Here is a 22,250-nt window from a genome sequence, read left to right as displayed (position 1 = left end):
ATATGTTTGGATACAAATGAAAAGAAAACCGCCAGCGTAACTGGCGGTTTGCGAGTTTAGATAGAGTAGAAGAAGTACAGTTGAGACTTCATTCGGATGATGATCCCGCGAATCACATCTAAGAAGGCCATGAAGCCTATCGGTTTTTCACCGCTGACCCATGCGAGGCCAACAGAGCCAACAGGGATGTCGTAACCTTCTGGCTCATCAATCTTAAGACGAACAAAGTGGTGTTTGTTCTGTAAGTTCTTTCCAGTGGTGACACGTACGGAATCATCGAAACCCAGTAGATTACCTTGTGATTCACCTGTTGCCTCAACAATGCCTTCGACGGTCGCTGAGAAGATCTTACCTGGGTAAACGGACGAAGAGAATTCCGCTGGCTGACCCGGTTTGATGTTACGAATCGCCTGGTGGTTGACTCGCATCAGCACGTACTTCTCGTTAGTGTACATGTTGATACGCGGCATCATCGATACACGCTGACCTTCACGCAGGATAAAGTTGGTGACAAAGCCATCTGTTGGGGCATGAACTTTTGTGCTATTCAAATCCCATTGCGCTTTTGCAATTTGCTCTTCAGCTTGGCGCAGTTCGGCTTGTTTAGTTTCAACTGCAAGTTCCGCTTTATGAATCGCCAGTTTTGCACGGGAAATATCGACTTGTTTCTTCTTGATTTGAGACTCAAGGGTCAACACGTTGTGACGTGCCATATCAACCGCACTCGATTGTTTGTCGATATCGCTTTCCGTGATGGTGTTGTGCACCACTCGGTTTTGCTCAACATAACGATCTAGCATTTTTTTCTGCAATTTGTAGTCAACTTTCGCCGCTTCCAACTGGCTCTTTGATGTTTCCAGATCTTGCACTAGCGCTTCGTGGTTAGCTTCTTCAATCTCGATGTCGCCTTTTGCTGTAGCTAATGCAACGCGAGCAGAATCAGCGGATACGTTCGCTTGATTTAATGCGATTTTGTATTGCGTTGGGTCAAGTTCATAAATGAGCTGACCTTCTTTAACTTGCTGATTCGGCTCAATGTAAATGTGGTCAACTTTACCTTTTACATTGGTTGAATCTGGACGCAATTGGATGTGTGGTGACTGCACGACAGAACCGCCGGATAAATCCATCGGGGTGAAGTTAATCAAACCTACCCAGACGAACATCAGCCAACTCAAACCGCCAAGATAAGCGAACGATTTGGTTGCTTTGTTCCAAGGCATGCCAACCAAACGCAGCAGATAGATGAAGAGTGCCCATACCGCTAAACCTTCTAACATTATGCTTCCTCTTTTGGCTGTGTTTCTGTTTGCGGTTTACTTTTCCATGTATCACGCAGATTGATGATGGCTTTTTCCATATCAACAAATGCAAAGATCACGGCTAGCACCCAAACCCAGTGCCAGACAAACCCTATCCAGGTCAGCGCAGTGATGAGCCCTATCTGATGATGGTCTTTGCTGTGTGCTTTATTGATAGGCAATTCATGGATTTTCCAAAAGCCGTAACACGCGCCCGCGACACTCGCAATTAAAACGACAGCAGCGACAACATGTAACGCCGTATCTGCGCCTGTACCGACAAATGGGACACTCAGTAAACTCATTAAACACTCCTCTATCAAACTGTTGGCGTATTGTGATCTGAATTTGATTTGCGGCTGTCTTTGTGACAGATTCAATCGCTACAGGATTAAATTTGATGTGATTGGTTATGAAAACGGTTCGGTTTATTCGCGCGATGGGCATTCTAAACATGCATAACCTCGCGTTATCTAAATACAATTTGGACTCGGATGAGTTAGGGATCCCAGCATCGGTGTTTCGTAACCCAATGACACTGATCCCGCTAAAAGCCGTTGCGGAATGGTACCGTTGTGTTGAACAAGCCAGTGGTGACCCGGATGTGGTGTTGAGTCTCAGCCGAGGTATTGAACTGCAAAAGCTAGGGCCAGTGGGACGCTGGTTATTCTCCGGCAATGATTTAGCCAGTACCATTCGGCGAGTGAATTATGGTGTGAGCAACCTACAATCAGGGGCGTTTTTTGCTGGCGAACAGTCGGGTAAAATCATCAAATGGACTTACCACAACCCGTTTATAGAAACGTCAGTAAAGGTGCACGATAGTATCCGCTGTGCGGTATTTATGATTAAGGTGTTACGCGAATTTCTTGGCAAAGATTACCAGCCTTTACGTGTCAAGGTTTCAGGCTCGAGAAAAAATACTAAGCGATACCGGGAATATTTCGGCTGCGAGGTGGAATGGAGTCAGCCAAAAACAGAGATATGGATCCCGGGAGATGACCGATTAGCCTCCCGCCAAGTGAGCCATCGAGAAGACAACCGTCTAGCGATGAGTTTTTCCGATTTGGATGATTTGCTTAATATGCCCGATCCAGAAGACGAGTTGAAAGTGATTTATGAAGTGGTGAATTACAGCAGCCATTATGGATTGCCAACGTTAGAGCGCGTGTCTTCTCTGCTTGATTTATCTGAACAGCAGTTTCAACGTCGTTTGCATAAATTAGGGCTCAATTTTTCGACGGTTTCTGGCTATGTATTGAGTAATATTGCAGCTGGTTTGTTGAGTAAGCGCGTGAGTATTGATGACATTGCCACGCGCCTTGGTTACACCAATGTGGCGAGCTTCAATCGTATGTTTAAGAAACATCGTGGATTAACGCCCAAGCAGTATACGGGAAGATTAGAGAAGTAGTGCTCCACTTATCTCTATGAGTACAAGCAATAAAAGCCCTCAAAAAAGTAGAGGGCTTTGTTTTTTTGCGTGTTGTTGTTTTATGTAATGGCTATTTTTTAGGGCGCCAACTTAGTGCACTTGCAACAGCGCCGATGGCAATTACATCCTTTTTTTGTTCGCTAAGTTCAGGGAGCATCTGTACCGCAATGGTACCGTTCGTCTGCACAGCGGCAATTTCTTGTGTGCCTTCCTTAAAGCTATACCCCAATGGAATGTCTACCGCCATCATGGCGTCAGGACTAGTATGTACAGTTTCTACAGTAAAGTGGGTGCTACCAATACGCACTACGCCTGTCTCTTTCTTCTCAAAGCTGATGTCGATGAGAGCGGATTTTGGCTCCATCGCAAACTCACCGACTTTTTTACCATCTTGAGTAATGTCACAGCTGTAAGGATCATTCCCACCAAAATCGACGCCCATGTAGTTAACCGACATACCGCCTCCAGTGCAGTTCAAAAGCCAAGTTTCCCCGCTGTCGATACGAGTCACTTCTGCGCCCATTGAACCTTCTTTGAAAGAGATACGGTTAAACCAACTTGAGTTAGAAGCACTGCGTGAATACTTGCCTTTGTACTTACCAGCAAAATCAAAATGGCCATCTGCACCGAATCCCCAAAAATCACCGTCGGTTTTGATCAGCATTTCTGGTTGTGCTTTTACGGCATCAGTACGATCCATGACGGCTAGGCCACCACAACCAACAAGGAGCAAGGGAGCGAATAGAATAAGTTTCTTCATGTTTTTCATTGTTTATAGCTTGGTTACATCTAGGGTTTGGTCGGTGAATTGGATGTTCTGAATGTCGTACAACTCGTCAGTGCCTGTATTTGGGCACTCAACAGAAACACTCTTTGCTTTGATAACAGTACATTCCGCCAGTTTGTGTGGCACGATATAGGTGTTGATACCGCCTTCACCATAAATGCTGTTGTCTTTGCTGTTGCCTTCAAAAGTATTGTTTTGATCATTACCGATCACATTCATCGCGTCGTCGCCAATGATCTTCACTTTTGTTAGCCACTGAGATTTGTAGGTGTACGCTTCTATCAAACCATCTTTGTTGGGAGCCATACGGAAGGTAGGTACTGTGCCTGGACTTGTCTTTTCTGTGTAGAGCTTGACGCCCGCAGAGTCGATATTCGCGGTATATTGCAAGTATCCGTGGAATAAGCCACTGATCCAATCAACGGCTTGTGGATCTTGGGTTTGCATTTCTTCACGCGTTAACGCTTGGTAGCCATCTAAACCATGTTCGTTTGCTTTTGCTACGCCCATGTACGCTTCAAAAGCGGCAGCAAAATATTCGTGAGAATATGAAGGGCCCGTTTGTTTCACACTTTCAGGATCGAAGTCGTCCGATTTCCAATCGTCCCAGTCATACTGAGTAGGGCGCCACACCGTCGGTTTGCCCGATTGAATATCGTTATAGATGCTTAACGCATGAGCTTGAATGTCATTTTGCAGTGCCGCAGTCGCCGTGTTAGGTGCAATACCTTGCGCTTGGACCAAGTGTAAAATTTCTTCAAAAGCGGCGTCTCGTTCGGCTTTTTTACCAAGATTGGCGCAGTAATCGGCAAAATTACTCATGTAATGGCAATCGCCTTCAACTGTCAGTTCTCGATACATTAAAGATTGGCTATTCCTTAGCCAGTTTGGTGTTTCTTTACTAGTTACTAATGTTGACGCGATAGATGTGACAAGTGTATCCATATCATCTTCGTTAAGTACCATCATGCTTACAACAAACTTTTCTAGAGAACTCGTATCAAAAGAGTGTGCTAAGCCCGAGTTTGTAACTGCGTCGTTCAGTTTGTCTTGGCGAATCAGTTCGTTGATAAAGATTTTGGTTAACATCTCATCATTCTGTTCGTCGTTTTCGGTCAGCATTAGTGTGGCATCACGCTCGGCTAATGTCTTAGCGATACGAGACTTGTCAGCACCGTACTTAGAGTCTGGTTGGTTTGTGAGAAGGTGTTGGATGATTTTGGCTGCACGAAAGATTTTTTCATTATTCGCACCGTCATCAACAGCCACAATGTGAAATGTATCGTTGTTGTTTGCTTCGGAAAGGGAGATTTTCACATAGTGGGTGAAGCCCGAATCAGCAGCCACTTTTAACTTGGCTGGAAACTTTGTAGAAACGACAGTTGGGATTGTGACAGTGCTCAATGTTGGCATTGGTGGTGTTGGAGGTGTCGTTGTCGATGGTTTCGAATTAGATTCACTGCCGCCACAAGCAGTTAGACTTATCGCGCAAAATATGGCTAAAGGTGTTAATTTGGAATATCTCATTTCATGTTACTCGTAGACTTTATTAGAGCAGGAAACTTAGAAGCAACATAAAGTCCTGTCTATATAAGCAAACTAAGTCATATATGTTGATATTATTTTTTGGTAAGACCTATTATTCGATATATTTAAAAATATAGTGGATTTTTATTCTGAATTTTATTTTCTATGTGAAGCTATATTCTGATAATGAATAAAACCTCAGGTTATTGCATGGCTTTAGGGGTATAGAATGATTAGGATTATCGTATATGTATGGTTTGTAAGCGTATGTAAGCCTGCGTTTTATTAAAATTATCATTTCAGTAGGTTGCGCAGTATAGGACGAGCGATATACTCCATCCATCATATTGGTGGAGTAAATGATTCATGGTGGGTAATACAATCTTACTGGTAGAAGACGACTCAGAGATTGCTCGATTAACCAAAATGTACCTCGAAGCCGAAGGATATACGGTAACTGTCATCGATAACGGTCAAAATGCATTAGAAACGATTAAGGGGCTCAAGCCGGACCTAGTGCTGTTAGATTTGATGTTACCAGGAAAAAATGGCGCAGAAATATGTCAAGAGGCGCGTAAGTTTTATCATGGTATTATCATTGTTTTGACTGCGACCGATGATGAAATGAGCGAGGTGAGCTTATTTAAGTTTGGTGCTGATGATTACCTTACCAAACCGATAAAAGGCAATATCCTTCTCGCCCGTATTGAAGCAGCGTTGCGTCGCTATTGTCGTCAAGTTGATATCGTTGAAGAAGAAAAGCTGAGCCGATATGGCATTAGTCTTTGTCTTCGTCGCTCCCAAGCATTTTATTTGCAAAAAGATATTGGTTTAACGAGTTCTGAGTTTGAAATTTTAGAGCTCCTGATGCTGAATGTCGATAAGCCAGTATCTCGTGAATCATGTTGCCGTCTTGCCCGAGGCATTGAATACTGTATTACTGATCGTTCGATTGATATGCGTATATCCTCACTAAGGAAGAAATTCTCTAAGGCTCATATCCATACGGCTACCATTAAAACCATACGTCACCACGGCTACATGCTGACAGGTAAATGACGCATGTTTTCCCTGTTTACTCGTCTATATGTGGGGTTAGTAACTGGCCTTGCGCTGACTGTTGCTTTGTTTCTCTTTATGGGGGAAGAGTACATGCGCAAAACAGAAGTTGGTGTTTTTTTGAGTGATGGTGCTTATTTTGTCGATCAATACATTGAGCAACGAGGTACTCCGGATTCTCTCTACAAGAAGTTAACCGAAAACGGCAAGCAAGATTTCTTTATCTTTGATTTAACATTGGTTGAAAACTGGGACGGATCACCGCCTTGTCGAGATTGTAATCTGCTGTACCGTATGCAAGGGATACCTGTTTATCTTATTGATGGCAGTACCTATGCTGCGGTATTCCCTTTGCCTAACACTTCGAAGAGTTTAGTTTTCAAAGAAAAAACGGACTTCTTTAGCCCACACGTTGATTGGAATGAAGATTCTGAGATTGTATTTATACTTACTCTGCTTTTGGTTGTTGTATGCAGTTTAGGCATTATGGTTTACATACCTGTACGACGTCTTGACCGCCAAATTCGGCAACTAACGGCTGCGCAACAACAATTTGGTTCTGGTGAGTTGAATACGCGAGTCGATCTAAAGCAATTTTCGCAACCCGTGAAAGAGCTCGCCCAAGGCTTCAACTGCATGTCTGAAGAGATTGAGAGACGAGTGCGCCAAACACACATCTTTACTCAAGCTATTCCTCATGAAGTGCGCACTCCGCTGAGTCGTATTCAGCTAGCGACGGATTTAGCTCGACGCACGAGTGGTGAAATGCAGGCAGAGTTACATGACGATATTGAACGATACGTTGATGTAGTGACGGATTTAACATCCGATATCGTCATGCTGTCTCGCTTGAGTGTGAAAAACCACTCATGGATCGATTCTGTTGAAACCATGGAACTGCCACTTTGGTGTAAAAGCCGCATGAATTACCTAGGCTTAGAGTCCGCCATGTTGAGAGCAGAAAATGAACTCGCGAACCAATTGATTCACTTTCAGCCTACTTTGGGTAACCTCGTCCTCGATAATTTGCTGCAAAACGCCAAGCGTTACGGTGAATCCTGCGTTGAGGTGACGATTCGAACGGTAGCGGATTGTTGGAGCATCGATATTGAGGACGATGGTCCGGGCATCCCTGAAGCGATGCGAGAAGAAGTGTTTATGCCATTTTCGCGCTTAGACAAAAGCCGCAACGCCGACATGAAAGGCTTTGGTTTAGGGCTTGCCATCGCTACCAGTGCAGCGCGGCAACTGGGGTGGGAGCTTTCTGTCGGCGAGAGTCACTTAGGCGGCGCACGTTTTACGGTGCTTATTCCTGCCAACGGTTAGAGTAGGCACTGTGGTAGTCTGGCTCTGCGATACCTTCATACAAATCGTCACAAGCTTGCAGCGGACCTACGACGGTTCGGTAGGGTAGGACACCTGCCCAAACAGGGATGTCCATGTCTTCCACATCGTCGTTGACGCCAAAATTGCTGATTTTCACTGATGCCTCCGTGAGCGGGATACGCAGTAGCATGGTGGCTTTGAGTTCTTTTTCATTACTCAAACGGACTTGTTCTGTTCTCCCCGGAGCGATCTGTTCAATAAAGTGATTCAGCAACCTGTCTTTCTCTTGGTTATCTTCCACCACCTCAAACTGGCCAAAGACCACAGCACTGCGATAATGCGCACTGTGGTGAAACGCACTTCGAGCCAATACCCAACCATCAAACAAAGTAAAGGTTAAGCACGTTTGCACTCCTTGTTTGAGTGAGCGTAACAGTCGACTGTTGTTGGCACCATGGATATACACGTAATCATCGACACGCCATGCCAGCATAGGGATGACCACTGGGCCTGACTCGTTGGTTATCGCAATATGAGCGATTAGGCTTTCATCTATGATGGCGTGCAGTTTGCTAACATCAGAGACGGCTTTATGTGCGCCTTTCTTAATTTCCGTTCTATTGGTGTTGGATAGCATTTTCTCTCCTTGCTTGCTCACGATTACGAGCGATTTATCCTCATTCTTTGATTGCAATGTAGCGTTTAACTGGTAGCTTAAAGAGAGCCAGTTTTAACTAATGGATGGATCCAGTTTGTCTTTGATTGATATCGGTGACCTACATTTAAAAGACAGTGAAGGAACGCGTCAGCAAGCGTTGTTTTTGGCTATTCGCAAGAAAATTGTTCAAGGACTGTGGGTGAAGAATGGGAAGCTGCCTTCTACGCGGAAGCTTTCACAAGAGCTTAATCTAAGTAGGAATACCGTGATTTCTGCCTACGAACAGTTAGTGGCGGAAGGGTACTTGAACAGCCAAAAAGGTTCTGGCTTTTATGTTGCCGTAGAACTGCCAGAGCAGTACTTGCCTGAACCTAGTTCAGTTCAGAGAGACTCATCACCGAAAGCTCACTTTGATATCAACCGCGCATTTGCACCGGGTGTGCCGGATTTGGACGCATTTCCGATGGCGCAATGGCAAAAGTTACTCACTCGCCATATGTCTCGTACTTGCTTGTTGGGGAATCAAGATATTCAGGGTAGTTGGGCATTGCGTTGTGCTTTAGCTGACTACCTCGCATCAAGCCGTTCAGTGAATTGTTCTCCAGAGCGCATTATTATTACCTCTGGGGCGCAGCAAGCGTTGTCGATTGCGACGATGGTAGTGCTCAAACAAGGTGATAAGGTTCTGATGGAGCAACCAGGTTACGCGCAAATGCGGAAGTTGATTCAGTTCCAAAACTATCAATTTGAGCCTTTGTTCGTAACAGAGAAATTAGGTTTTGATGTGGAAGCGGTGACCTCAAGCGATGCCGATGCGCTGTATATTACACCAAGTAATCAATATCCGATGGGTACCACACTCAATACCGAGCAAAGAGGAAAGATCATCAACTGGGCGGTCGAACAATCAAGTTGGATCATCGAGGATGATTATGACAGCGAATTTCAGTTTGCTCATCGTCCCTATACCAGCTTACAGGGGCTAGCAGCTCAAATGGGTCGAGATGATCGTGTGTTGTATGTGGGTTCCTTCAGTAAAGTGATGTTTAACGGATTGCGGCTTGGCTACCTTGTAGTTCCTGAACGTTTAGTAGAGCAATGCTTAGTGGTTAAGGATGCGTTAAGTGGTGATTCGCCGACGCATACACAAGAAGCATTGGCAGACTTTATTACTGAAGGTGGGTTATTACGTCATATTCGAAAAATGCGTCGACTGTACAAAACTAAGCATGAACAGATGCATGTATCCATTCAACAGCATTTTGGCGACCGTGTTTGCGTCGTTAGCCAAGCGGCGGGGCTTCATGTTACGTTGAAATGGCAAGACGGTATGGATGAGCAGCGTTTTATAAAACTAGCAGAGCATGAAGGGATCATCTTGCGACCTTTGAGCTATTATGAACACCCAGATTTTCAAGCACGTCACTGGCATGGTGCCGTGCTTGGTTACGGCAATATCGCGTTAGAGAACATAGACGCTGGTATCCAACGTTTAGCTCACATATTTCGAAATGGGAAGCGATGACTATTCAACTACACGTGTTTGTCGCTTATGTCGCCACTGTTTCCAAGGCAGTAAAAGTAGAGTAAAAATGCCAAGTGCATAAAACATTGACCAGCCTAAACATATAAAAACACCGGTACAAAGCAGTAGGGACAGTCCCGCAAGTGTTTTACCAAATCCTCGAAGCAATTTAAAAGCGGCTAACATCGCCAACATGTAAACCAGAACGAATACACTGTTTGCGAGTTTTAGGAAAAACTCCAGATCGAGCTGTGATAGGGTTCCTATCACACAAGATATCAATAATATACCGCCAACTAATATGGTGGCTGAGAAAGGGACACCACGACGCGAAATCTTGGCTAGTGGACTAGAAGGACGATGTTCACGAGCTTGAGCCCAGACCATTCGCGCTAGGCTCTGTGTGTATAAGTTAACGCTCGCGAAACAAGCGGAGAAACCTATCAAGCTGATTATCCATTTGGCTCCATCGCCTAGTAGTTGGGCACTAAGCCAGGGGATGGATGCGTTATCAAATTGAGCGTTACCATACGCGCCAAATTTTAAAATAACGACAGAGCATGCCCAATAGGTAGCCCCTGCTACAAAACAACCGACCACAATGGCAATAGGGAAATCTCTTTGAGGGTTTTTGAACTCTTCCCCCATATGGGCAAAAGCCTCTATGCCAACAAAACACCAGAACATCACGCCTAACGCTGCGGTAATAGGCCAAATTGACTCTTGTGTGATGGCGGGCATCACAAGATCGGCGCTGTTAACGTCGCCTTTCCATAAAAATGCGCCAACAAGTGCGAAGACACTCAAAGCAATAAGAGTTTGTAAATGACCTGATGATTTTGTGCCCATCAAGTTGACGAACACAAGAAGTACTACCGTGAGAACTTGTGCAAACAGATTGTTGCTAATAGGCTCTGGCAATATTTGTTGTAGGAAGCCTGCGGCGAGTGCAATCGCGGCCGGAACCCCTACCGGAATGACACTAACAAATAGCCAAGCGACACTACTTTCCAGTTTGGCGTTAAAGGCTTTGCGTACAAAAAAGGCTGTTCCGCCCGCGTTGGGGTATCGTTTACCCAGTTGAGCAAAAGTCAGCGCAATAGGACAAATCGCGATGAACAATAAAATCCAAGCCCATAGTGAAAAATGGCCAGCTATACCTGCTGCGATAGCCGGGATCATAAACAGCCCCGTTCCCATTAATGTGGTGGATAACTGTGCGATACCTGATGTGAGTGAAATGTCTTTTTTGAGCTCTTCCATGCGAATTGATTCATCCAATGTTATGAGGCTTATTACGAAAAAGCTTGTGGCTTCTGGTTATTTCGTTTTATGTGTTTAAGCGATGCTATTTATGTGCTGAGTACTTAAGTTGGGAATTTGATTTCAATGTGTTATCTATTTTCTGTTGAAATGGATAACAGCACTCATCTCATGCCCGCCAAATAGCATATCCAAAATGTTAATAACAAAATGATTTACTAAACCGTCAATATGACGGTTGTTTTAAATAATTCCAACAAAATGTCGGTTTATTATGCAGTTAGAATCGGTATAGAATGAGAAAAATAAGGAAAGCTTGGTAACGGTATGGACAAGTTTGATCATAAGATTGTGGATCTGCTCAGGCACAACGCTCGGCTGTCGGTGACTGAAATTGCGGATAAAGTAAACCTTTCTCGTTCTGCGGTAACGGCCCGTATTCGTAAGCTAGAGCATGACAAAGTGATTCTAGGGTATCACGCTGAAATTGCGCCTTCGGGTGGGGATTCGATTTGCGCCTATTTTGCCTTAAAGTTCGATAAATCAACCTCTACGTATTATTGCGAATCATACGCGGACGAATTATACAAAATTGATGGCGTAAAATGGTGTCATGCGATCAGCGGTGAGACGGACATGATGGTTTTTGTCGAAGTGCCTACGATGGCTCGCTTGAACGAAATCAGAGATCAAATTCAACGATATCCAGAGCTTCGAAACCTGATGACTCATACCGTCTTAGCTGAATTCTTTAACACGACTGGGAACCTGTTTGTGAAGTGACCATGAATGGATGCCATGTTGAAAACCCTTCTGAGCGAATATGTTAAACAACATTAATTTGAATCTACTTAGATCCTTGCATGTACTTTTAGAGGAGTGTCATGTCAGCCGGACCGCAGACCGTTTGCACATTACGCAGTCTGCCGTCAGTCGACAGCTTGCACAATTGCGCGATCTGTGTGGTGACCCACTGCTTATTCGTCAAGGTAATCAACTGATACCAACGCCACGAGCAATAGCGTTAAAATCAAAGCTTGATGCATTACTGGCTGAATTTGACTATTTACTCGATGACCAACCTTTTGAGCCGCGGCAGTGGCAAGGTGAGCTTGTTATTGCTTCTAGTGACTACGTGGCGCAATACGTATTGCCCGATATTGCCTCTCACTTGGGTGAACAAGCGCCACAGTTGGATATGGCGTATCGACTGTGGCAACCCAACTTTCTTGATAAACTTCATGAGACGGGCATCCATATCGCGTCTTCTATGTATCCAGAAAAACCACAGAGTGTGTCGAGCGTTAAAATTGGTGAGGACTCATCAGTTTGTTTGATGAAATCTTCTCATCCTTTAGCAAAGCAGGACCAGATCAGTATTGAAGACTTGATTTCATATTCACACATCAAAGTGACTGGCGGCGGAGACAAAGATTCCTACACTGATTTAGCATTGAAAGAGCTAGGGCACACCCGCCACGTTACCTTTAAGGTTCCATTCTTCTCTGCTGCGATCAATCGCTTAGTTGCAAGTGAGCACCTGATGGTGGCTCCTGAACATATTGCCGTTAACCTCGCTAAGCATTGGGACTTAACCCATAAAGCATTACCACTCGAAACACCTATTCATCAATATTGGTTAATGTGGCACCCCAAATACGACACGGATCCTGCGCATAAATGGGTGCGAGAAGAGATTCGCTCAGTAATGCAAATCTCTGAATATTCCATTCGCTAATACGTACACCGTTTAGCTATGACTTGAAGTCATGATTAGTATGAATAACTTTGATTTCTAATTATACCTCTTCCGTTGATAGAGTGAGCTTCAAAGAGGGGAGATTCTTATGACACTAACAGTTTGGTTATCACTTTTTACCGTGTGTTTATTAGGGGCTATGTCACCAGGTCCCAGCTTAGCTATTGTCGCTAAGCACTCGTTGGCTGGTGGACGTATCAATGGATTAGCTACGGCTTGGGCTCATGCGTTTGGCATTGGTATATATGCGTTTATTACCTTGATTGGGCTCGCTGTTGTTTTGCAGCAAAGCCCGATGCTGTTCAAGACGATTAGCCTTGTGGGTGCGGCATATCTTGCGTATTTAGGGTTTAATGCTTTGCGTTCAAAAGGTGGTGTGGCTGCGAAGTTGGAGTCAGGTGAGGAAACAACGGTAATCCAGTCTGCGCGAGAAGGCTTTTTTATCTCGATTTTAAGTCCCAAAATTGCTTTGTTTTTTATCGCATTATTCAGTCAGTTTGTCGCGCTCGGTAATGATTTGAGTAATCAGATGATCATTGTTGCCACGCCGTTTGTTGTGGATGGGCTTTGGTACACCTTTATTACCCTAGTGCTATCGAGCTCTAAAGTCGTTGACAGAATTCGCTCTAAGGCAGTGTTGATTGATCGTTTGTCAGGAGTAGTACTCATGCTGCTGGCTCTTAGAGTGGTCGTAACGGTATAGACAAGCTCGCAAGACAGACATACTAAAAGCAGCCCGTGTGGCTGCTTTTCAAAAAAGCACCCTGCCATTTTAAGGACAGGGTGAAAGCAAGAAGTTTCTCAGGAGCGGTCGGGGGAGAGAAACTCATCTAAATCTTATTTACTTACCGGCGAACCTCTTCAAATTCACCTTCAATCGCATCTGCTTTACCCGTATTAAACTCATACTCTTCGTGTATTTCTCTCTGCATTTTCTTTACGCGCTTTTCAATACGTTTACCGGTAATTAATGCTGCGATGGTCAACGGAATCGCAATGATCAAGCTAAATACTAACGTAAAAAAGCCGGTAATCAGTGCTAGTGCAGTTACAATAATCCGATTCATAATCATGACCTCTCTGTAATTTATGTGCTCAGATTAATGCTGTGAACATGAACAAAACATGAATGCTGACGTTCACTTTGTCCGGAGAGTGTCAAATGAATGAAACGAAAAAACGCCTGAGGGTGATCAGGCGTATAAACGGGGAAAAATATTAGTAATGCGCATGGCGCTTATTATTTAGAACAAATATGAGATATTGTCCGCTACGCTATGTGGTTAACGTTGTGGAGCAAAGTTCACCTATCGAGGGAATGTTTGGTAACGAACACCCATCATTTGTTCCATACAGTGCACAACTTGGCAGCTGTAACCGAATTCGTTGTCGTACCAGATGTAAAGTACACAACGCTTGTCTTGTGCGATAGTCGCTTGACCATCTACGACGCCTGCATGACGAGAACCAACTAAGTCAGTTGATACAATTTCTGTTGAATCGGTGTAGTCAATCTGTGCCGAAAGCTCAGAGTTCAACGCCATTTCACGCAAGTAATCGTTCAGTGAATCACGGTCTACGTCTTCACCTAAGTTTAGATTAGCGACTGCCATAGATACGTTTGGTGTCGGTACGCGAATCGCGTTGCCTGTTAGCTTGCCTGCAAGCTCTGGCAATGCTTTAGCAACTGCTTTTGCCGCACCTGTTGAAGTCAGAACCATGTTTAGTGAAGCACTACGTCCGCGACGGTCACCAGAGTGGAAGTTGTCGATCAAATTTTGGTCGTTTGTGTATGAGTGCACGGTTTCAATATGGCCAGAAAGAACACCATATTTATCGTTCAGAGCCTTAAGGACTGGCGTGATTGCATTTGTTGTACAGCTTGCCGCAGAGATGATGGTGTCATCTTCTTTAATTACCGACTCATTTACACCGAATACAACGTTTTTGATGTCACCTTTACCTGGTGCTGTTAGCAGTACTTTCTCTGCGCCTTTACACGCTAAGTGTTGGCTCAGGCCTTCAGAATCACGCCAAACACCTGTGTTATCAACAACTAGCGCGTTATTGATACCGAAAGCTGAGTAATCCACTTCGCTTGGGTTATTTGCGTAGATGATTTGGATGTAGTTGCCGTTAACGATCAGTGCTTTACGCTCTTCATCGATAACAATGCTACCGTTGAACTGACCGTGAACTGAGTCACGACGCAACAAGCTAGCACGCTTCTCCAAATCGCCTTTTTTACCGCCACGAACCACAATCGCACGTAGTCTTAGTGGGTAACCTGGACCACTTTTCTCAATGAGAAGGCGAGTAAGTAGTCGACCAATGCGACCGAACCCGTAAAGAACCACATCACGCGCTTTCAATGAAGAATCTGCGTCGCGAGCGCCATCAAGTGCAGTGATAAGGAAATCGTTTAGAGAGCTTGTATCGTCATGTTCATTCCAGTACATAGTTGCCAATTGGCCAACATCGACACGGCATGAAGAAATGCTCATTTCACAAAGCGCTTGAATAATAGGCATCGTGTGCTCAAGCGAAAGTGGGTTACCGGTATAACGTCTTGCAACGCGATGAGTTTTGAGAATGTCTATAGTAGTAGCATTAATAAGCGTTTTACCAAACAGAACCACTTCGATTCCTTTTTGACGATATAGCTTACCAATTAGAGGGGAAATAGATTCAGCAATCGTTTGGCTAGTTTGCCAGTCTTGGAGATATTTCTCTGGACTCATTGTTGTATTAAACCTTTCACGTTTTGGGGGCTAACCATACTCTCTGCTGTTGCCTCTTCGGCAGCGTGCAAGAGTGTGGTGGGTTATGTAATCGGGTTGTAATAGTTATGTGTGCGGATTCTAAGGTCGGAGTCCTTATTCTGCTAGGAAAATTAAATCCAGTGTAAAACACTACTTAAGGGGACGTTAGTGGTGGATTAATGTGACTAAAGCAGTGGTTTTCACGTATTGACATTTAGAAAGTAACTTACTTTTTTTGCGATGATAACGTTTGCTTTCAAATTAGTTTTGTTGACAAAAATGGATATTTTGCATTTTTGTGTGATTTAACTCGATAAGGCAACTCAATAGGTAAACATACAATAGATGATTTCTTGAAAAGTGATGCGACTCTTAGTTGTGAGTGAAACTTTATTGTTTGCATCCAACTTTAAGATCAAAAAATATGACTTAAATCACAATTTCTACTGCATTAGCCGATGATAAAACACTCACAATAACCATAATCTAGGTAGGTGAATGTTGTTTGAAAGTAACAATGTCGTATATGCCTTTCAATGCAAGAAACTAGTCTAATATTAAATAAACGGATGAAATCAACCATTAGGCTGATGGATGTTGAGATTATCAATAAAAACACGCTTAGCACTCCTCGCACTATTACCCGCTGTGGTAATAGTGGTATTTGCAGTTCAGCAGTTTTCTGATAATGCGTTGCGCGTGAGCCGTCTCAATCAAACGGTTAGCAATATTCAAGGTTTCCAATTGATATCCAAGGCCTCCCACTTTATTTACTCCATAGAGAAAGTACGCCGACAGCCTGATCTTCAAGTCTCTGCAGCCATTAATATTGAAGAACAAGGTGAAGTTATTTCTTCTTTGCATCAAAAGTTTGTGAGTAACCCTAATACTGCTGAATATGCTGATGAACTGAAAGAAGCCATGCTGGGGGTATTGTCAGGTAGATTGAGTGAGATGGACGACCTGGGTGATTGGGCATTTCAACAGCTCCAAAATATGTCGCGCTCTTTGTTGCAAAATCATCAATGGTATGGCAGTGACGATGGCATTCGCATGCAAAATTTTATTGCCTACCTTGCTCAGCTCTCTTTTTGGACACAGAAAGAAGCTTGGCTGACGAACCGTTTAGTCCAAGACCCTAAGAGTAGGCTAAGTCAAAGTATGTTTTATCAGGCGATTGACCGACAGCAGCAAAATTTGGATGCGTTTTTAAACTTAGGTGGGTCATACGAGCAAGTGGATAAATTGCTTGGCTTGTTTACTTCGCCGAGATATCAGAGAAACTTGGCGTCTCGCGGACAATTAATGTCAGGAGACATGTCACAAAGTGACTACGCCGCGTATTTAAAAGAACTCGATTTTCGTGTGCAGCGCTTACAAGTGCTCATTGATGGGTTCACCAAACAAACTGAGCAGTCGCTTCTCACGCAGGTTCATGAACAAAAGGCCAATATAGCGATGATCAGTTTTGGCGTCGCCTTAGTGGTTATCCTGCTTTGTTGGCTCGGATTTAGTACTTGGTTCCGAGTTAACAGCAAACTCGATGCGATCATTCATACTTTAAACGCGTTGATCAACTCCGAAGAGAAGCAAACAAAAGTCAAAGTTGATGGAAGTGATGAACTGACCATTTTTGCTCAGCAAGTGAATCGAGTGGTTGAAGAAATGCAGAGACAAACTGAAGAAATACTGCATGCAAAAGAGTCAGCAGTATCGGCTAATCGTGCAAAATCTGTGTTTCTTGCCAACATGTCACATGAAATACGCACGCCCCTTAACGGGATCATGGGCATGACAGAAATACTCTCTCAAAGTGAGTTGTCTTCGCATCAACAAGAAGTTGTTGATGACATTGACTCCTCATCTCAAACACTGCTTACTTTACTTAACGATATATTGGATCTCTCTAAAATCGAGTCTGGACGATTGGAGCTGTCACTAATAGAAGCGGATATCCGAGAAGTCGTGTATCAGTCGATGATTTTATTCCAATCCAAAGCAACATCTAAACAGCTAAAGTTAGGTATTAATTTAGCTGAAAATATCCCCATTCGCGTGATGGTCGATGATCATCGTGTCAAACAGGTAGTTACGAATCTGGTATCGAATGCGGTTAAGTTTACCGAAAGTGGGCATGTATGCGTTGATGTTAGTTATGAAGAGTTACTTGAGAAAGAACGTGGAGTGCTGACGTTTAAAGTAGAAGATACCGGAATAGGCATTGATCAAGATAAGTTAACCACGATTTTTGAACCCTTTACTCAGGAAGATGAAGGAGTGTCGAGGCAATTTGGCGGTACAGGGTTGGGTTTGGCAATTTGTTGTCAGCTTGTGTCGATGATGGGGGGCAGGCTCGTAGCAACATCTACAAAAGGAGTGGGCACATGCTTTGAATTCTCGATTGAGGTTGAAGCAATTCCGGTGTTTGGCTGGCGTTCGGAGGTGATTAATAAAGGGCTTTTGATCTGCTCAAATTACGACTACGCCGACCAAATATTAAAAGAGTGTCGCTTGGCGAAAATCAATCTCTTTGGCGTTAATAATGTGAATGAAGTGCAAGCGATAAATGATGACTTTGATGTCATATTTCTGTGCCACAGTAACGACGCTAATACCGATGAAGTCTTGGATAATCTATCATTTAATTACGATCTTCGCCGTGTGATTATTTGCCAGCATCATTTATCCACTCCCTACGAAAATGCAGAAAAAGTACATGCCGTACTCACATTACCTTTCCTTGGCAATCGATTTAAGCATGTCATTGATGATTTAGCTAAGGTTGAAAAGACTATATCAAGTGACAATGTCACCAATAATGTTGTCAGCTCTGAATATCGAGCGTCGCGCTCTCATCGGAGGATCTTAATTGCGGAGGATAATTTGATGAACCAGAAAATAGCGAGTTTTTTTCTGGATAAAGCAGGTTATGACTATTTGATAACAAGCAACGGCCAAGAAGCGTTAGAAGCCATCACAAAGGGAGAAGAATTCGATGCAATTTTAATGGACTGCATGATGCCCGTGATGGATGGACTGACCGCGACGAAAGAAATTCGTCGTTGGGAAAAGAAAGCAGGACGTGAAAAAACGATGATTATCGCACTCACTGCGAGTGTTTTGGAAGAAGACATCCACAACTGTTTTGCGGCAGGCATGGATGCTTATTTACCTAAGCCGTATAAATCGAACCAGTTATTTGAGCTCTTTAGTGAATTAAAACTCGCCTAGCTAACATTTCAACTTAGACAAGGCGTCAAAACGATAAAGCCCCACTTCAGGGGCTTAGTTCTGATTATTCATTGTTGTGCGTTGGCTTGAGCGCCTGCGAGTTTGCGTATGGTTTGGCGATAGGTTAGGTATGCGGAAACACCAGCTAACAGGTTGCCGATACAAGCGCCTAAGAGTAAACCTCGGATTCCATCCATTTGAGCGCCAACCCACAAGCACGGTAGGAAAAAGACAAACAAGCGCAGCGCTGAAATAGTGAGCGCGGTGTAAGATTTGCCTAATGCATTACAAAGAGAAACCATTAGCATACAAACCCCTAATGAACCCAAACTGATCGGCACTATCAGTAAATGCATTTCCAAGACTTGCTCCACTTGCACATCACTTGTCATCAATAATGCGAGTGGGTTTGCGACGGCAAATGTAATGGCAGCAATCAAAAGTTGGAAACCTAGAATGAATTTTACGGCAATACTGACGAGCCTTTGGATATCTTCATAGTTCTTTGCTCCAAGTAAGCGTCCAACCATTGGAGGCATAGACATTGTCAGCGCCAAGACCGAAACGATAGCAAAGAACTCATAGCGTGAACCAAGCGCCCAAGCGGCGACTGCTGCGGTTCCAAAGCTTGCCAATAATTTTGTTGCTAGCATGGAAGACAACGGTGGCAGCAGTTGGCTAATCATCGCAGGGCCCATAATGTTACCGATAGATGCAACACTTTTGGCTACGTTAAGATCTTGCCATTGTGTCGTTGCCCAGTGATTCTTTTTCACGCGAGGAGCGACGACTAAAATACCAAACCCAAAAGCGACGATGGTTGCTATTGCCGCTCCGTTAATACCCAAGTCAAATGTGAAAATAAATAGCGGATCGAGCACAAGGTTCACGCCGCTGGTTATCATCATCATTGTGCCAGGTAACATTGTATTGCCATTAGCTCGGCAGATACTGTAATAAAAATACAAAACCGCACCAGTCCATGAGCTTAATAACCACCAAGGCCAGTAACTGTCGATTATCGGCATAACAGATTCTGGAGCGCTTAATAGAGCTAAAATGGGGTAGCGCAAAAGCCAAATTAGCCCGCCAAAAATAGCGACACCAATTGAGCCGATCATCAATACTAATCCGCCCAGTTGTTTGGCATACCGACTTTCATTCGCCCCAAGAGCTTTAGAAATGACCGCTGTCGTTGCGATCCCTAGACCGACTTGAATGCCGATAATGACCATTTGCAAAGGCAGAGTGAAACCTTGAGCGGCTAACGGTAAAACTCCGAGCTGACCGATAAACGCGCTATCCACAAGCTGAAAGCTCATTAAAGACAGAACGCCAAAAAGCATTGGCCAGGTCATCGTAAATAATTGTTTTGCAAGCGTTGGTTGTGTACTTGTCGTAGTTGAAGACATAGAAAGCTGAATGCGTTAGGAATAAGAGTTAGATTGATTGTACACGGCGGTTAGTTTAGAGACAAAAATAAACCCCGAGGAAGATATTCTTGCTCGGGGTTCGAAAATCTAGCTTACGCGTTTATTTTTTGCCGCTGGTTTGCTTGTCTTCTTCAGTCAGCTCACGAATGCGACGGCTGATGTCACGACGTGCTTTAGAGATCTCAGCGCTTTTAATGATGTGGTCATCAACACGATCTTCATAGTCTGCTTTCATATTTTTGATGATTGCGACGATTTCATCGTGAGTCATTTCTGGTTTGATGTAGTCTAGAAGGTTTTCTAGAAGATCAACACGTTTACGGTTATCACGAACTTTCTTCTCGTTATCAAGAAGCTCACGTTTTAGTTTGTTTTTACGACGAGCTTGGTTAACGATTTCAAATACGCTACTCATAGTTCTCTTTCCTAATTTTATGAATATCTTCCTCGATTAAAGCACAACATCCAGTGGCATAACAGTCTTTAGATCAATAGCAATGCAGAGTTGAACATTTCTCAACCAATTGCGTTGTGTCCATATAATCGTGCTGCTTTCTTCGAGTTTTGGCCAACATTGTAGAATCCATCGATTCATTGTCATAACGTGGCCTTCACTATATTATCAACACCATTGAATGCAAAATGATGAACTTGATATGGACTCTGGTAACACTGCGGAGCAAGTAAATAGTCAAGATAATGAGCAAGTCACTCGCTCTGTGGCTGAAAAGTTAAAAACGGCGTATATCAACGCTCGCGAGCAACTCGAAATCATCGAAGTTGAGCTTAATCGTTCAAAAATAATGATGGTCGACCAAGATGGCAATTTGACGAGAGTGCCGATTCTCTCGGAGCATTGATACCTGACCCTATTCGTAAGGGGTGTCAGGTCTTACGCTATGCTTTAGCCTGACACCAACACCTGAACCGCTAACGCTTCTTGCACTGCTGTGTGAATTTATGGCGTATGATTTCGAAGCGATTTAGGTACAAAGTCAAATGCAAAAATAATAAGGAAATGCATTATGAAAGTTGAGCTAACGGCAATTGAAGCACGAGTTATTGGTTGCTTGATCGAAAAAGAAGTCACTACCCCAGATCTTTACCCCCTCAGCCTAAACGCATTAACCAACGCGTGTAATCAAAAAAGCAACCGTGATCCCGTGATGTCACTCTCTGAGTCAGACGTTCTCGATGCCGTTGATGCTCTTATTGAGCGCAGGCTCGTCAGTGACGAAAGTGCGTTCAACAGCCGCGTCAGCAAGTATCAACACCGTTTCTGTAATACGGAATTTGGTGATTTAAAGCTGACAGAGCAGGAGAAGGGCATTGTATGCTGTATGCTTTTGCGCGGTGCTCAAACACCTGGGGAAATTCGTACTCGTACTAATCGTCTCGCGACATTTCATGATGTAAAAGAAGTGGAAACGGTCCTTGAGCATTTAGCAAGCGAAGAGAAAGGACCATTAGTGGTCAAATTACCACGTGAGGCTGGTAAGCGGGAGTCACGTTATATGCATTTGTTCTGTGGTGATGTTGATGCGTCCGAACTTGCAGCGCCTGTGTCTGCTGCAAGCTCGAGCTCCGATCGAGTAAGTCAGCTAGAGCTCGAAGTCGCTCAGCTGAAAGAAGAGCTGGATGAATTAAAAGCTAAGGTTGAGTCACTGCTTTCATGATGGAAAATACAACGCAGCGTTGGAGTGTCTACCTGATACGAAATAACCGCAACGCGTTGTATTGTGGTGTTACCAATGATGTTGAACGAAGATTCAATCAGCACCAAACCGGAAAAGGAGCGAAAGCTTTGAAGGGAAAAGGCCCTTTGGTATTGGAATGGTCATCGGATTTTGAGTCAAAGACGCTTGCCATGCGAGCAGAGTACTATATTAAGCAACTAACTAAAGCGAAAAAAGAGCTGCTCGTTATGTCAAAAGCAAATATTGTCGTCGACGAACATCAACAAATGATGTTAGAGATAGTGGCACTCTGATAAGCCCTTGCTACGCAAAGATACACGGAAACCGCCTATGTCATATTGGCGGTTTCTTTTTGTTTTTGGAGTACCATGTAGGAATAAACTGACGCATAATGGGCTGGTGTTCTGTTTACAGGTCCTGAATATGAAAAGCGCGAAATGTCTCTACGTTATCGAGACAAAGGAAGCGACTCAATGTACTTTATTTG

21 protein-coding genes are annotated in these 22,250 nt (G+C 43.8%); 11 read left to right on the top strand and 10 right to left on the bottom strand.

The annotated features are described in order from the left end of the window. Positions 1–56 precede the first annotated feature (56 nt). Positions 57–1,280, bottom strand: coding sequence for an HlyD family secretion protein (locus NL626_RS09100; RefSeq protein WP_158155811.1), 1,224 nt, complete (start codon positions 1,278–1,280; stop codon positions 57–59). After that, positions 1,280–1,606: an MFS transporter gene (locus NL626_RS09095; protein ID WP_017635162.1), complete on the bottom strand. Its 327-nt coding sequence runs from the start codon at positions 1,604–1,606 to the stop codon at positions 1,280–1,282. Before NL626_RS09095 ends, NL626_RS09100 begins: the two co-directional genes overlap by 1 nt. A gap of 107 nt (positions 1,607–1,713) precedes the next feature. Between NL626_RS09095 and NL626_RS09090 the strand changes: the two genes are divergently transcribed. Next, entirely contained in the window at positions 1,714–2,715 is a 1,002-nt protein-coding gene (locus tag NL626_RS09090; RefSeq protein WP_085569155.1) for an AraC family transcriptional regulator, read from the top strand. Between the two features lie 91 nt (positions 2,716–2,806). Here the strand turns inward: NL626_RS09090 and NL626_RS09085 are convergent, their stop codons facing one another. Next, a complete protein-coding gene (locus NL626_RS09085) occupies positions 2,807–3,496 on the bottom strand; it encodes a hypothetical protein (protein ID WP_213963667.1) in 690 nt (229 codons plus the stop codon). A 12-nt stretch (positions 3,497–3,508) separates the two neighbouring features. Next, positions 3,509–5,050: a hypothetical protein gene (locus tag NL626_RS09080; RefSeq protein WP_253657245.1), complete on the bottom strand. Its 1,542-nt coding sequence runs from the start codon at positions 5,048–5,050 to the stop codon at positions 3,509–3,511. Positions 5,051–5,416: 366 nt separating this feature from the next. On the opposite strand from NL626_RS09080, the gene NL626_RS09075 reads away from it, so the two are divergent. Beyond that, positions 5,417–6,109, top strand: coding sequence for a response regulator transcription factor (locus NL626_RS09075; RefSeq protein ID WP_005373624.1), 693 nt, complete (start codon positions 5,417–5,419; stop codon positions 6,107–6,109). 3 nt (positions 6,110–6,112) lie between these two features. Continuing rightward, a complete protein-coding gene (locus NL626_RS09070; protein WP_136976704.1) occupies positions 6,113–7,435 on the top strand; it encodes an ATP-binding protein in 1,323 nt (440 codons plus the stop codon). On the opposite strand, the gene NL626_RS09065 is transcribed toward NL626_RS09070, so the two are convergent. After that, positions 7,416–8,072: a pyridoxamine 5'-phosphate oxidase family protein gene (locus NL626_RS09065; RefSeq protein WP_213969577.1), complete on the bottom strand. Its 657-nt coding sequence runs from the start codon at positions 8,070–8,072 to the stop codon at positions 7,416–7,418. The two genes, NL626_RS09070 and NL626_RS09065, sit on opposite strands and share 20 nt — an antisense overlap. A gap of 100 nt (positions 8,073–8,172) precedes the next feature. On the opposite strand from NL626_RS09065, the gene NL626_RS09060 reads away from it, so the two are divergent. Further along, positions 8,173–9,618: a PLP-dependent aminotransferase family protein gene (locus NL626_RS09060; RefSeq protein WP_017635167.1), complete on the top strand. Its 1,446-nt coding sequence runs from the start codon at positions 8,173–8,175 to the stop codon at positions 9,616–9,618. On the opposite strand, the gene yjeH is transcribed toward NL626_RS09060, so the two are convergent. Continuing rightward, positions 9,619–10,881 carry an L-methionine/branched-chain amino acid transporter gene (yjeH, locus tag NL626_RS09055; RefSeq protein WP_017635168.1) on the bottom strand — a complete coding sequence of 421 codons (1,263 nt, stop codon included), beginning with the start codon at positions 10,879–10,881 and terminating at the stop codon, positions 9,619–9,621. 327 nt (positions 10,882–11,208) lie between these two features. Here yjeH and NL626_RS09050 point away from each other — a divergent pair, with 327 nt between their 5' ends. The 3 genes from NL626_RS09050 to NL626_RS09040 all read left to right on the top strand — a co-directional run bounded on the left by NL626_RS09050 (position 11,209) and on the right by NL626_RS09040 (position 13,343). Beyond that, complete coding sequence (locus tag NL626_RS09050) at positions 11,209–11,664, top strand: Lrp/AsnC family transcriptional regulator (protein WP_005373615.1); 456 nt, start codon at positions 11,209–11,211, stop codon at positions 11,662–11,664. 40 nt (positions 11,665–11,704) lie between these two features. Continuing rightward, positions 11,705–12,619 carry a LysR family transcriptional regulator gene (locus tag NL626_RS09045; protein WP_253657244.1) on the top strand — a complete coding sequence of 305 codons (915 nt, stop codon included), beginning with the start codon at positions 11,705–11,707 and terminating at the stop codon, positions 12,617–12,619. Positions 12,620–12,728: 109 nt separating this feature from the next. Then, a complete protein-coding gene (locus tag NL626_RS09040; RefSeq protein ID WP_005373611.1) occupies positions 12,729–13,343 on the top strand; it encodes a LysE family translocator in 615 nt (204 codons plus the stop codon). Positions 13,344–13,485: 142 nt separating this feature from the next. Here the strand turns inward: NL626_RS09040 and NL626_RS09035 are convergent, their stop codons facing one another. Together NL626_RS09035 and NL626_RS09030 are read right to left on the bottom strand one after the other, a co-directional pair. Continuing rightward, positions 13,486–13,707 (bottom strand): hypothetical protein, encoded by a 222-nt coding sequence (locus tag NL626_RS09035; RefSeq protein ID WP_104976599.1) that lies wholly within the window; start codon positions 13,705–13,707, stop codon positions 13,486–13,488. Positions 13,708–13,947: 240 nt separating this feature from the next. Further along, positions 13,948–15,381 (bottom strand): glyceraldehyde-3-phosphate dehydrogenase, encoded by a 1,434-nt coding sequence (locus NL626_RS09030; protein WP_025767937.1) that lies wholly within the window; start codon positions 15,379–15,381, stop codon positions 13,948–13,950. Positions 15,382–15,996: 615 nt separating this feature from the next. Between NL626_RS09030 and NL626_RS09025 the strand changes: the two genes are divergently transcribed. Next, the gene (locus tag NL626_RS09025) at positions 15,997–18,633 is read left to right on the top strand and encodes an ATP-binding protein (RefSeq protein WP_213969576.1); all 2,637 of its coding nucleotides are present in this window, start codon (positions 15,997–15,999) and stop codon (positions 18,631–18,633) included. Between the two features lie 68 nt (positions 18,634–18,701). Here the strand turns inward: NL626_RS09025 and NL626_RS09020 are convergent, their stop codons facing one another. Both NL626_RS09020 and NL626_RS09015 read right to left on the bottom strand, forming a co-directional pair. Beyond that, positions 18,702–20,045 (bottom strand): MATE family efflux transporter, encoded by a 1,344-nt coding sequence (locus NL626_RS09020; RefSeq protein WP_025767935.1) that lies wholly within the window; start codon positions 20,043–20,045, stop codon positions 18,702–18,704. Between the two features lie 121 nt (positions 20,046–20,166). Then, complete coding sequence (locus NL626_RS09015; protein WP_005373603.1) at positions 20,167–20,481, bottom strand: DUF496 family protein; 315 nt, start codon at positions 20,479–20,481, stop codon at positions 20,167–20,169. 241 nt (positions 20,482–20,722) lie between these two features. Here NL626_RS09015 and NL626_RS09010 point away from each other — a divergent pair, with 241 nt between their 5' ends. The 3 genes from NL626_RS09010 to NL626_RS09000 all read left to right on the top strand — a co-directional run bounded on the left by NL626_RS09010 (position 20,723) and on the right by NL626_RS09000 (position 22,056). Beyond that, positions 20,723–20,926 (top strand): hypothetical protein, encoded by a 204-nt coding sequence (locus tag NL626_RS09010; protein ID WP_031777159.1) that lies wholly within the window; start codon positions 20,723–20,725, stop codon positions 20,924–20,926. A gap of 165 nt (positions 20,927–21,091) precedes the next feature. Then, positions 21,092–21,742: a YceH family protein gene (locus NL626_RS09005; protein ID WP_005373594.1), complete on the top strand. Its 651-nt coding sequence runs from the start codon at positions 21,092–21,094 to the stop codon at positions 21,740–21,742. Next, positions 21,739–22,056, top strand: coding sequence for a GIY-YIG nuclease family protein (locus tag NL626_RS09000; RefSeq protein ID WP_053304534.1), 318 nt, complete (start codon positions 21,739–21,741; stop codon positions 22,054–22,056). Before NL626_RS09005 ends, NL626_RS09000 begins: the two co-directional genes overlap by 4 nt. The last annotated feature ends 194 nt before the right edge of the window (positions 22,057–22,250 follow it).

This window comes from Vibrio sp. Y58_MX_L22 (genome assembly GCF_024181865.1).
Taxonomy (GTDB): Bacteria; Pseudomonadota; Gammaproteobacteria; order Enterobacterales; family Vibrionaceae; genus Vibrio; species Vibrio alginolyticus.
Note: the sequence above shows the minus strand (reverse complement) of the source record. Positions and strands in the feature narration are given on the sequence as shown.

Coding starts and splice junctions, on each gene's coding strand:
- NL626_RS09050 (WP_005373615.1), top strand. CDS start 11,209: ATGGACAAGTTTGATCATAAGATTGTGGATCTGCTCAGGCACAACGCT.
- NL626_RS09080 (WP_253657245.1), bottom strand. CDS start 5,050: ATGAGATATTCCAAATTAACACCTTTAGCCATATTTTGCGCGATAAGT.
- NL626_RS09065 (WP_213969577.1), bottom strand. CDS start 8,072: ATGCTATCCAACACCAATAGAACGGAAATTAAGAAAGGCGCACATAAA.
- NL626_RS09030 (WP_025767937.1), bottom strand. CDS start 15,381: ATGAGTCCAGAGAAATATCTCCAAGACTGGCAAACTAGCCAAACGATT.
- NL626_RS09075 (WP_005373624.1), top strand. CDS start 5,417: ATGGTGGGTAATACAATCTTACTGGTAGAAGACGACTCAGAGATTGCT.
- NL626_RS09070 (WP_136976704.1), top strand. CDS start 6,113: ATGTTTTCCCTGTTTACTCGTCTATATGTGGGGTTAGTAACTGGCCTT.
- yjeH (WP_017635168.1), bottom strand. CDS start 10,881: ATGGAAGAGCTCAAAAAAGACATTTCACTCACATCAGGTATCGCACAG.
- NL626_RS09020 (WP_025767935.1), bottom strand. CDS start 20,045: ATGTCTTCAACTACGACAAGTACACAACCAACGCTTGCAAAACAATTA.
- NL626_RS09000 (WP_053304534.1), top strand. CDS start 21,739: ATGATGGAAAATACAACGCAGCGTTGGAGTGTCTACCTGATACGAAAT.
- NL626_RS09045 (WP_253657244.1), top strand. CDS start 11,705: ATGTTAAACAACATTAATTTGAATCTACTTAGATCCTTGCATGTACTT.
- NL626_RS09010 (WP_031777159.1), top strand. CDS start 20,723: ATGGACTCTGGTAACACTGCGGAGCAAGTAAATAGTCAAGATAATGAG.
- NL626_RS09090 (WP_085569155.1), top strand. CDS start 1,714: ATGAAAACGGTTCGGTTTATTCGCGCGATGGGCATTCTAAACATGCAT.
- NL626_RS09060 (WP_017635167.1), top strand. CDS start 8,173: ATGGATGGATCCAGTTTGTCTTTGATTGATATCGGTGACCTACATTTA.
- NL626_RS09005 (WP_005373594.1), top strand. CDS start 21,092: ATGAAAGTTGAGCTAACGGCAATTGAAGCACGAGTTATTGGTTGCTTG.
- NL626_RS09040 (WP_005373611.1), top strand. CDS start 12,729: ATGACACTAACAGTTTGGTTATCACTTTTTACCGTGTGTTTATTAGGG.
- NL626_RS09100 (WP_158155811.1), bottom strand. CDS start 1,280: ATGTTAGAAGGTTTAGCGGTATGGGCACTCTTCATCTATCTGCTGCGT.
- NL626_RS09025 (WP_213969576.1), top strand. CDS start 15,997: ATGTTGAGATTATCAATAAAAACACGCTTAGCACTCCTCGCACTATTA.
- NL626_RS09015 (WP_005373603.1), bottom strand. CDS start 20,481: ATGAGTAGCGTATTTGAAATCGTTAACCAAGCTCGTCGTAAAAACAAA.
- NL626_RS09035 (WP_104976599.1), bottom strand. CDS start 13,707: ATGAATCGGATTATTGTAACTGCACTAGCACTGATTACCGGCTTTTTT.
- NL626_RS09095 (WP_017635162.1), bottom strand. CDS start 1,606: ATGAGTTTACTGAGTGTCCCATTTGTCGGTACAGGCGCAGATACGGCG.
- NL626_RS09085 (WP_213963667.1), bottom strand. CDS start 3,496: ATGAAGAAACTTATTCTATTCGCTCCCTTGCTCCTTGTTGGTTGTGGT.